The following is a 9,340-nucleotide window of genomic DNA, read 5'->3' as shown; positions in this document are numbered from 1 at the left end:
CGCGACCGGACTCTCACCGGCTAGATGATGCGTGCTTCGCTGGGCACGCTAAAATAAAAAAAATCCCTGCTCTAAGCAGGGACAAGCTTACTCTATGTTGATGCAACGCAGTTAGTTAAAAGGCGTATCCGCGATCTTGATCGAATCCGTAGGGCAGCCGTCAGCCGCATCCTGCAGATCGTCGTACAAATCTTCCGGAATCTCGGTAATTCCTTGGTTGTCGTCGCCTTCGTATATCACTTCTGCGATGCCTTCATCGTCGTAGTCGTATATATCCGGAGCGGTTGCGCCGCACGCTCCACAAGCGATGCATGTGTCTTTATCTACCCAAGTATATTTTGCCATTGGTTCGTTCCCTCCTGTAATCAGAACAGTTCGTCATGGTTCCTCCGTAATCAATATAATACAAACAGGGTGGAAATTCAAACGAAATCACGTTTTTATCGCGCTCCCACGCGGATTTCCGATGCCGGGGCAGCCTTAATCGGAGCCGTTGTCCCCATCTTCATTACGCAGAAAATCCGTCTGCAGGGAAGTCCCTCTTACTTTGTGATTCCGCAGCAGCGCCGAAGGGTCATCTCCCAGCATGCCCAGGGTGACGAGCGCGTTCTCCCCGTACTTGTCCCGGATCCGGTCCATCGCCTGGATTAGCTGCTCCCGCTTCGGCTGCTGCTCGAAGTCGAACAGATCGAGCTGAATCGCTGCCTCCTCCTTGGCCACCATGTTCTGACCCGTAATTCCGAGCAGCCGTATCGGCCGCTCCTCCGGCCAATGCTGCTCATACAGGCGCCAGGCTTCTTCCAGCAGGCGGGCCGCATCGTCCGTAGGCGATTCCAGCGTGGCCGATCGCGTAATCGTCTTCATCTCCGGCGTGCGGATCGTGACCTGAACCGTCTGGGCCATCAGCTGCTGCCTGCGCATGCGGCGGGCCACCTGATCGGCCAGATTGAGCAGCACCCGGCGGACATCCTCCTTCGCGGTCACGTCCTGCGGCAATGTCGTCGTATGTCCGACAGACTTGTTCGGCTCCCGTTCCGGGCGGACGGGCCCTTCATCCAGCCCATTCGCCGCCCGCTTCATCCATTGACCCTGCACGCCGAACAGCGACACGAGACGTGCTTCATCCGCCTGCGCCAGCTCGCCGATCGTGCGAATACCCGATCGCGACAGCTTCATAGCCGTCTTCTGGCCGATGCCGAACAATTCGCCGCACGGCCTGCTCCAGAGCAGCTTCGGCACATCCCGAATGCGGAGCACCGTAATGCCGTTCGGCTTCTTCATATCCGAAGCCATCTTCGCCAGCAGCTTGTTCGGCGCGATGCCGATCGAGCATGGCAGCGACAGCTCGCCGCGAATGCGCTGCTGAAGCTCATTCGCAATCTCAAGCGGCGTGCCGAATAGCTTCGAGCCGCTAATATCCATATAGCATTCGTCAATGGAGACGACTTCAACCAACGGGGTATAATCGCGCGCAATAGCAATAAATGCCTGGGAATAACGCCGATACAGATAGAAATCCGGGCGGATCAAGACAAGCTGGGGACAGAGGCGCAGCGCCTGCTTCACGAGCATGCCGGTGCGAATTCCTCTCTTTCGCGCCGCGTAGGAGCAGGTTACGATAATTCCTTTGCGCAGCTCAATGCTGCCCGCGACGGCCGTCGGCTTGCCCCGGTACGTCTCCGGGTCCTCGGCTTCATGAACGGAACAATAGAACGCGTTCATATCCACATGGAGAATGACACGGCCCTTCGGCGGATAATGCTGCTCGACCCGGTCACGCGCCTCTTCCTTACCGCCCATTCCTCTCACCTTTCTTCCCTCATGGAAGTGTTCAACTACTTATGCAGGAAAAGCTGCACTCCGATCCAGAACAACTGTTCTAGGTACATTTTACCGCTTTCTCCATGCCAATACAACCGGCTCAATTGCCGGCGCCCGCCGAAATTACGGACTATACATCCTCTTTTCGGATGCTATAATAGGAAAATATAGTTTCGGTACTGTATCGTCCGTGTACTAAAAATAAGGGGGGTTCGAGTATGTCGACATTCGTTTCCATTTTTGATACTACGCTGCGCGACGGCACCCAGGGCGAAGGAATCAGCCTGTCCGCGGATGATAAAATAAAAATTGCGCGCAAGCTGGACGCCTTTGGGGTGTCTTATATTGAAGGCGGAATTCCGGGCAGCAACGGCAAGGACATCGAGTTCTTCAAGCGGGTCAAGTCGTATTCCTGGCAAGCGAAGTTGACAGCCTTCGGCAGCACCCGCCGCAAAATGTCGCTGGCCGAGCAAGACGTGAGCCTGAACCGCATCATTGAAGCAGGCGTTCCCGCGGCGACGCTCGTGGGCAAATCCTGGGATTTCCATGTCCATACGGCGCTGGAGACGACGCTGGAAGAGAATCTGGCCATGATCTCGGACTCTATCGCCTACTTGAAGCGGGCCCAACTGGAAGTGATGCTCGATGCGGAGCATTTCTTCGACGGCTACAAACATAATCCCGAGTATGCGTTGGCCGTGCTTCGTACCGCCGAGGAGGCAGGAGCCGATTGGGTCGTCATGTGCGATACGAACGGCGGAACGCTGCCGCACGAGATCGCAAGGATCGTCCGGGACGTCAAGAGCCATGTCAACATTAAGCTGGGCATCCATACGCATAACGACTGCGAATTGGCTGTCGCCAATACGCTGGCTGCCGTGGAAGCCGGGGCAACCCAGGTTCAAGGCACGATGAACGGCTACGGCGAGCGGTGCGGCAATGCCAATCTGTGCTCCATCATCCCGAACCTTCAATTGAAGATGGGATACTCGTGCGTCTCCGCCGATCAGCTTAACCACTTGACGTCGGTCGCGCGGTACGTCAGCGAGATCGCCAATGTGAACATGCCGGTTAACCAGCCTTACGTCGGCAACGCCGCCTTTGCTCATAAGGGAGGCATCCACGTGTCGGCGATTTTGAAGGATTCGCGCACGTACGAGCATATCGAACCCGAACAGGTCGGCAACAAGCAGCGGGTGCTCGTCTCGGAGCTGGCCGGCCAGAGCAACGTATTGTCCAAGGCACAGCAGCTCGGCTATGAGCTTGATGCCAGCAATCCGAATACGCGAGCCATTATCGAGCGTATCAAGGAACTGGAGCATCAGGGATACCAATTCGAAGGTGCAGACGCCTCGCTCGAATTGCTGCTCCGTCAGGCGACCGGGACATATGAGGAGCCGTTCACCTTTGCCTCCTTCAAAATGCTCGTCGAGAAATCGGCCGATCGCTCCGTCAATTCCGAAGCGATCGTGAAGCTGAGTGTCGGCAATGAGACTGTGTACATGGCTGCCGAGGGCAATGGTCCGGTGAATGCGCTTGACAACGCGCTGCGCAAAGCACTCGTCCGCCACTACCCTTTTATTGAAGATATGCATCTCACAGACTATAAAGTACGTGTATTGGACGAGAATGATACGACAGCCGCTAAGGTGCGGGTGCTCATCGAGTCGACCGATTCCCACAATAAATGGAGCACGGTCGGCGTATCGAGCAACGTCATTGAAGCGAGCTGGGAAGCTCTCGTGGACAGCATCCGCTATGCGCTCATCGGGAAAGAGAAGCTGGAGCTCGCGCCCGAGCGCAGAGAGCCACTGGGGCTCGTTAATCATTAATCCTTATCGCGGACAAGACGAAGAGGGGGCTATCCCATACGTAGTTTTTAGCTACATTGAGATCGCCCCCGGCTTTCTTAGAGCTCGACTTTCCGAAAACTGCGAAAACGCAGTTTTCCCTTCTTATGTTGACTCCATCACTGGAATTCCAGCTAAACACAGGCTGTTGAAAAAATTCAAAGGATTTTTTGGGCACTTCATTAGGACTTGTCTCTCAGTAGAAAAATTGTGATTTCAAACGCTCTGATCGAAGTGCCTGAAAACTGCACAATGAAATGTCTATCCGATAGGCGAAGTCCTCAAAACTGCACGGTTTCTCAAGACACGTTGATTCGGTAGGCAAAATCCTGCAAAAATACAGCAACTCGATAGGGACGACTTCACCAGAAAGGGAATCCTGTAAAACTGCAGCAATTTCACCCGTTTCTCTTCGACTTAGCTCAAAAGGGCCTAAAATGATGTAGCTGTGCAGCAATTCCTCGAAATGTGGACTCATTGAGCCGAAATTCCTGTAAAATAGCAGCAATTCCCTCCACACGTTAGGAAACCCCAGGAGATTATGATGTCTCCAGAAGGCGATGACGCTCTGAATGCCATGTTTCGATTAGGTAATCACCCCTCCGAAAACAGCCTGAAAACAGCATGAATTTGAGCCCATGCAATCAATAGAAGGCAAAAATCGACGGAAATAATGCGCTTTTCAGGCTGTTGGAAAACCCCTGTTTTTTACGAAGCGGTGGAGATTGTCCATTTTTATAATCAAAACTTGGCACTCAGAACGTTTTAAATCGATTTTTTCTACTGAGAGACGAGATCCACCACATAAAAAATGAAGTTCCGAAAATTCCCCTGGACTTTCTCAACAGCCTGTTTTGCAGGAATTCCATAAATTATCGGCCCAAAGACCGTAAATTGCTGCATTAGCGCAGGATTGGACAGCCTATCCATCTTGCAACTCTTTTCCCGCCTCTTTATTCTCTGTTGTCCCGTCTTACTGCTCATCCTTATGACTCCCAATGGAACAGCCTCTTTTCGATAACCGCCAGGTCTCAGTCAATCACCTTTTCGATGGCCTTTTCCAATTCCTTCGGCGGACGCAGCCCGATGAACAACTCCCGGATGACACCATTTTTGTCAATCAAAATATTGGTCGGAAAGGCGATGCCGTTATACAGCTTATAGGCCTCCCCCTTCTCGTCCCATAGCACCGGGTTGACCATCCCGTACTGTTTCACGAACTCCTTCGCTTTATCCTTCGTATCATAATTCGTCACATTGACCGCCAGAATATCGAGCTTATCCTTGTATTGGGCATGCAATTTGACAAGATCAGGCGCTTCTGCCTGGCATGGCGAACACCAGGAGGCCCAGAAATTCAAAAATATCGGTTTATCCTGCTTGCCGCCCACCTTATATTTCGTTCCATCGGCCGTCTCCAGCGTGAACGAAGGTGCCAGCTTCCCTACTTGCGGCCCCGTCTCCGCCGGCAGGGCAACTTCTCCCGAGCCTTGCCTCATGTCGGTCGAAGAGGCAGAGGACTGGCTTAGATTCTGCCACACGCCGAAGAGAATGAACAGTACGCCAACAATAAGCACGCCTGCACTTTTTTTCATTTGCGGCTTCTCTCCTTTATATGTTCAATATTACTGATCAACTTCGTTGCCGGGGTTCGCATGCCGGCCAGGCAAGTCTGAACATGTGCTTTTATATGTATTGTACCCTTTTTCTGCATAAAATACGATCCTTTCCGCCATCCAGCCCGCTGGTATGACTCCATCCTTCCCTGGGAATAGTAACGACGTGCTTGCCATAATTGCTCTCTAGAAATTACGCAGGAAAGGAACCCTTATCATGGCCAAACAACGCAGCTCCTCCCTATGGCTCGAATATACGGCGATCGCCACCGTACCGCTTGTGCTCGTACTGGGCAACTCCATGCTTGTTCCCATTTTGCCGGAGGTCAAGCGTCATCTGCATCTGACTCAGCTGCAGACCAGTCTCATCATTACGGTGTTCTCCGTATCGGCGGGCTTGATTATTCCGATCGCAGGCTACTTGTCGGATCGCTTCGGACGCAAAGCGATCATCATCCCTTCCCTCATCGTATACGGGGCGGCAGGTATCGTCACCGGCCTCGGGGCGTTATGGGAATCCTACGGCATCCTGATCGGATTCCGTGCGGTCCAGGGCCTGGGCGCGGCCGGTACAGCCTCAATCGCGATGGCACTCGTCGGCGATTTGTACAAAGACGCTCAGGAGAGCCAGGCTTTGGGCCTGATCGAAGCTTCCAACGGCACTGGCAAGGTCATCAGTCCAATTCTCGGTTCGGCGCTTGCCCTGTGGACCTGGACAGCGCCCTTTTTTGCGTTTCCCGTATTTTGCGCCCTGTCGCTGGTCGCGGTCATCTTCCTGATTAAGGAACCCGAACGGAAGCAGAAGCCGCAACCGATCAAAACGTATATCCGCAACATTGGACAAATCTTCAAGGAGCAGGGCCGCTGGCTCATTCCCGCCTTTTTTGCCGGGGCGCTGTCCTTGTTCATCCTGTTCGGCATCCTCTTCTATTTATCCGACATTTTGGAGGAGAAGCCATACCATTTGAAAGGGATTGTCAAAGGTCTTGTGTTGGCCATTCCGCTGCTCGGCATGGTGACGACCGCCTATATTACCGGATCGATCATCAAGAAGAACGGCTTGCTGATGCGGTGGCTGATGAACATCGGCCTGCTGCTTATGGCGGTCTCGCTTGGATGCACGATTTTCTTCTATAAAAACGTGTACGGCTTTATCGCGCTCATTACGGTGAGCAGCATCGGGACGGGTTTGTTGCTGCCATGTCTGAACACGATGATCACCGGCACGGTGGAGAAGGCGCAGCGCGGCATGATTACATCGCTCTACAGCAGCCTTCGCTTCCTCGGAGTCGCCTTCGGACCGCCGCTGTTCAGCTGGATGATGGACAAATCGCACCGTCTCATTTTTATCGTCGTCACGGTCCTGTCCGTCATTGCGCTCATCCTCGTGTTCTTGTTCATCAAGCCGGACAAAAAGGTGCGCTAACGGGCTTTTTCCTCTATTTTCCGGGGAAGAACGATCTCGGCCTAGCCTGCAAATCGTTCAAAAAATGTACCTATTTCGCCAAACCATCACGTTTGACTGTATGGTTTGGTTTTTAGTATCATAAGAAATAAGAGTTCAAAGAGGACGGTTTTCAGCACCGAGAAGGTTGCGGGAACTTGAAGAAGAAGCAGCGCAATGTAGGCAAGACTACATGAGCTAAAATGCTTCCGCAGGAAACATACTTCGGAAGCATACGCTCTTCGAAAGTGAGTGCAAGATTCGATGTCGAGTAGCTTCCTGTGTAACTTCATGATCAAAAGCGTACTCTTTGAACAACCTCTTAGAGTAAAAAGTGAGGTGAGGACGATGGGACTAAGTCGTTAATACGGATAGGAGAGCTTGCCCGGGCGGCGGAGGTCAGCCAGCGGACAATTGATTATTATACGACGATTGGGCTAATCGAGCCGGCAGGACGGACAGATACGAACTATCGTCTGTACAACCTTGAAACGATCGAGCGGCTCAAACGTATACATCAAATGAAGAGAGAAAAATATTCGCTGGAGGAAATCAAGCAGTATTTCGCCCAGCTGAGGCACGCGTCGGCGGAGCAAGAGCTTGCCGACCGGCTGACGGAGCTGCAGCTGCACATGCAGAAGCTGGAACGCGAGGCGAAGGAATTGAAGCCGATGCTTGACAAGCTGAAGCCGACGCAAGCCCGCAGACTGTTCAACCGTCTCGGCACCCAGAGCGCGGCCTGCATCGAAGTGCTGCTCACCTTTATTGACAAGAACAATCATTTCATGATGTGACGTCTTCGGTCCTGAATAAGCTCGCATCATCTGTACTGGATAGGAGGCAACAATTATGTTTTTTCATCCCATGGACTTTTTGATTTTCATTGCGCTCGGCATCTCGATCTGGGCCCAATTCCGCGTCAAGGGAGCGTTCAACCGTTACACACAGGTGCAAGCCATCAGCGGCATGACCGGCTACGAAGCGGCGCGGCGCATGCTGGACTCGAACGGACTGCATGACGTTCCGATTGAGCCTGTGCAGGGGGCATTGACCGACCACTATGATCCGATTCACCGGGTCGTCCGGCTGTCCGAGCCCGTCTATTACGAGAGCTCCATCTCGGCCATCTCGGTGGCCTGCCACGAAGTTGGCCATGCGATTCAGCATCAGCAATCGTACCCAATGCTCGTGCTGCGGCACCGCATGTTCCCGCTCGTCAATCTGACGTCGGGCGCAGCGCCGTTCCTCATCATTGCCGGCCTGCTGTTCCAATGGTCGAACCTGCTGCTCGTCGGGATTCTGTTCTTCTCGGCCGCTGTGCTGTTCCAACTGGTCACGCTGCCGGTCGAGTTCAACGCCAGCAACCGGGCAAGAGAGCTGATGGTGTCCGAAGGCTTCATTACGAACGAAGAGGAACGCGGCGTCGCCAAAGTATTGAACGCGGCCGCCCTGACGTACGTTGCGGCTGCCCTCATCTCGCTTCTTGAACTGCTCAAGTTCATTATGATCTTCGCGAACAATCGGGATTAATCCCGACGGGATACACTGACAAGAGCCCCTTCCTCCTGCTGTCGCAGGGGGAAGGGGCTCTTGTGTGTGGATAGATAACGCGGGCTACAGCAGCTCAAGCTCATCCTGTGCCGAGTCAGGCTTCCCCTGCTTGGGGGTGGCGCTTTCATGCTCTCTGAAATATTGCAGCAAAAAGGTGTGAAAGGTCTGCGCGACCAACGGCAGCTTCTCGTCGATGCGGCGAATCAGCCCGATGGAGCGTGTGACCACCGGATCGATCACCCTGACGCGAGCCGGCTGAAGCTCTGATGTGTGCTGGAGCGCCATATCCGGCAGCAGGCTGACTCCCATGCCGGCGGCCACGAGGCCTCGAATCGTCTCCGTCTCTTCCCCCTCGAAGCCGATATGCGGCGTGAAGCCTGCCTTCATGCAGGCATCCCATACGATAGGCCGCAGTGAATATCCGGGACTGAACATGACGAACATCTCTTCCTTCAGCTGCTTCAGCGATATCGTCTCCTCCTGGGCCAGCGGATGATTCGGCGGAAGGATGGCGAGCAACTCCTCGTTCAGCACAATCTCCCCGGTCACCATGTCGCTGTCCTTCGGATACGGGGAGATGAAGGCAAGATCGACTTCGCCGGATACGATATCCCGAATGAGGGACGGGTACATGCCCTGCTTGAACCTGAACTTCACGTTCGGGTGCCGCTTCCGGAACTCGGCCACCAGCTTCGGAATCAGATGGATCCCCAAGCTGTGCGGAAACCCGATTCGCACCTCTCCCAGCTCCGGATGCATGAATTCCTGCACCTCCTGAACCGCGCGCTCCAGATCCTTCAGCACCGCTTCCGCCCGGCTGCAGAACAGCTGCCCTACCGGCGTCAGCTGGAGGTTGCGTCCCTTCTGCAGGAACAGCTTGACGCCAAGCTCCTCCTCCAGCTGATGGATCTGCCGGCTTACGGCAGACTGGGCGACATGAAGCTCCTCTGCTGCCTGCGTCACATGCTCCTTCTGGGCCACCTTCACGAAGTACAACAATTGCCTAAGTTCCACGAATCTCTCGCTCCGTTCTACTCAATAATACGGTTCTTGCGATG

At 53.9% G+C, this 9,340-nt stretch carries 8 protein-coding genes; 4 read left to right on the top strand and 4 right to left on the bottom strand.

What is annotated here, in order from left to right; translation table 11 throughout:
• Nucleotides 1–111: 111 nt before the first annotated feature.
• A complete protein-coding gene (locus DQX05_RS25615; RefSeq protein WP_119796171.1) occupies nt 112–345 on the bottom strand; it encodes a ferredoxin in 234 nt (77 codons plus the stop codon).
• 135 nt (nt 346–480) lie between these two features.
• A complete protein-coding gene (locus DQX05_RS25610; RefSeq protein WP_119796170.1) occupies nt 481–1,800 on the bottom strand; it encodes a DNA polymerase IV in 1,320 nt (439 codons plus the stop codon).
• A 239-nt stretch (nt 1,801–2,039) separates the two neighbouring features.
• On the opposite strand from DQX05_RS25610, the gene cimA reads away from it, so the two are divergent.
• Complete coding sequence (cimA, locus tag DQX05_RS25605) at nt 2,040–3,653, top strand: citramalate synthase (protein WP_119796169.1); 1,614 nt, start codon at nt 2,040–2,042, stop codon at nt 3,651–3,653.
• A gap of 1,049 nt (nt 3,654–4,702) precedes the next feature.
• Here the strand turns inward: cimA and DQX05_RS25595 are convergent.
• Entirely contained in the window at nt 4,703–5,266 is a 564-nt protein-coding gene (locus DQX05_RS25595; RefSeq protein WP_119796167.1) for a TlpA family protein disulfide reductase, read from the bottom strand.
• Between the two features lie 238 nt (nt 5,267–5,504).
• On the opposite strand from DQX05_RS25595, the gene DQX05_RS25590 reads away from it, so the two are divergent.
• The 3 genes from DQX05_RS25590 to DQX05_RS25580 all read left to right on the top strand — a co-directional run bounded on the left by DQX05_RS25590 (nt 5,505) and on the right by DQX05_RS25580 (nt 8,261).
• Nucleotides 5,505–6,713, top strand: coding sequence for an MFS transporter (locus DQX05_RS25590; RefSeq protein WP_119796166.1), 1,209 nt, complete (start codon nt 5,505–5,507; stop codon nt 6,711–6,713).
• Nucleotides 6,714–7,096: 383 nt separating this feature from the next.
• The gene (locus DQX05_RS25585; protein WP_119796165.1) at nt 7,097–7,525 is read left to right on the top strand and encodes a MerR family transcriptional regulator; all 429 of its coding nucleotides are present in this window, start codon (nt 7,097–7,099) and stop codon (nt 7,523–7,525) included.
• Between the two features lie 55 nt (nt 7,526–7,580).
• On the top strand, nt 7,581–8,261 hold the full coding sequence (locus DQX05_RS25580) for a zinc metallopeptidase (RefSeq protein WP_119796164.1): 681 nt from the start codon (nt 7,581–7,583) through the stop codon (nt 8,259–8,261).
• A gap of 84 nt (nt 8,262–8,345) precedes the next feature.
• Here the strand turns inward: DQX05_RS25580 and DQX05_RS25575 are convergent, their stop codons facing one another.
• Nucleotides 8,346–9,296, bottom strand: coding sequence for a glutamate biosynthesis transcriptional regulator GltC (locus DQX05_RS25575; protein ID WP_119796163.1), 951 nt, complete (start codon nt 9,294–9,296; stop codon nt 8,346–8,348).
• Nucleotides 9,297–9,340 lie beyond the last annotated feature (44 nt).

The organism is Paenibacillus thiaminolyticus (genome assembly GCF_003591545.1).
Classification (GTDB): domain Bacteria; phylum Bacillota; class Bacilli; order Paenibacillales; family Paenibacillaceae; genus Paenibacillus_B; species Paenibacillus_B thiaminolyticus_A.
Note: the sequence above shows the minus strand (reverse complement) of the source record. Positions and strands in the feature narration are given on the sequence as shown.

What these genes read in the sequence shown, in the direction of transcription:
- cimA (WP_119796169.1), top strand. Translation starts at nt 2,040, where the DNA reads ATGTCGACATTCGTTTCCATTTTTGATACTACGCTGCGCGACGGCACC.
- DQX05_RS25595 (WP_119796167.1), bottom strand. Translation starts at nt 5,266, where the DNA reads ATGAAAAAAAGTGCAGGCGTGCTTATTGTTGGCGTACTGTTCATTCTC.
- DQX05_RS25590 (WP_119796166.1), top strand. Translation starts at nt 5,505, where the DNA reads ATGGCCAAACAACGCAGCTCCTCCCTATGGCTCGAATATACGGCGATC.
- DQX05_RS25610 (WP_119796170.1), bottom strand. Translation starts at nt 1,800, where the DNA reads ATGGGCGGTAAGGAAGAGGCGCGTGACCGGGTCGAGCAGCATTATCCG.
- DQX05_RS25580 (WP_119796164.1), top strand. Translation starts at nt 7,581, where the DNA reads ATGTTTTTTCATCCCATGGACTTTTTGATTTTCATTGCGCTCGGCATC.
- DQX05_RS25615 (WP_119796171.1), bottom strand. Translation starts at nt 345, where the DNA reads ATGGCAAAATATACTTGGGTAGATAAAGACACATGCATCGCTTGTGGA.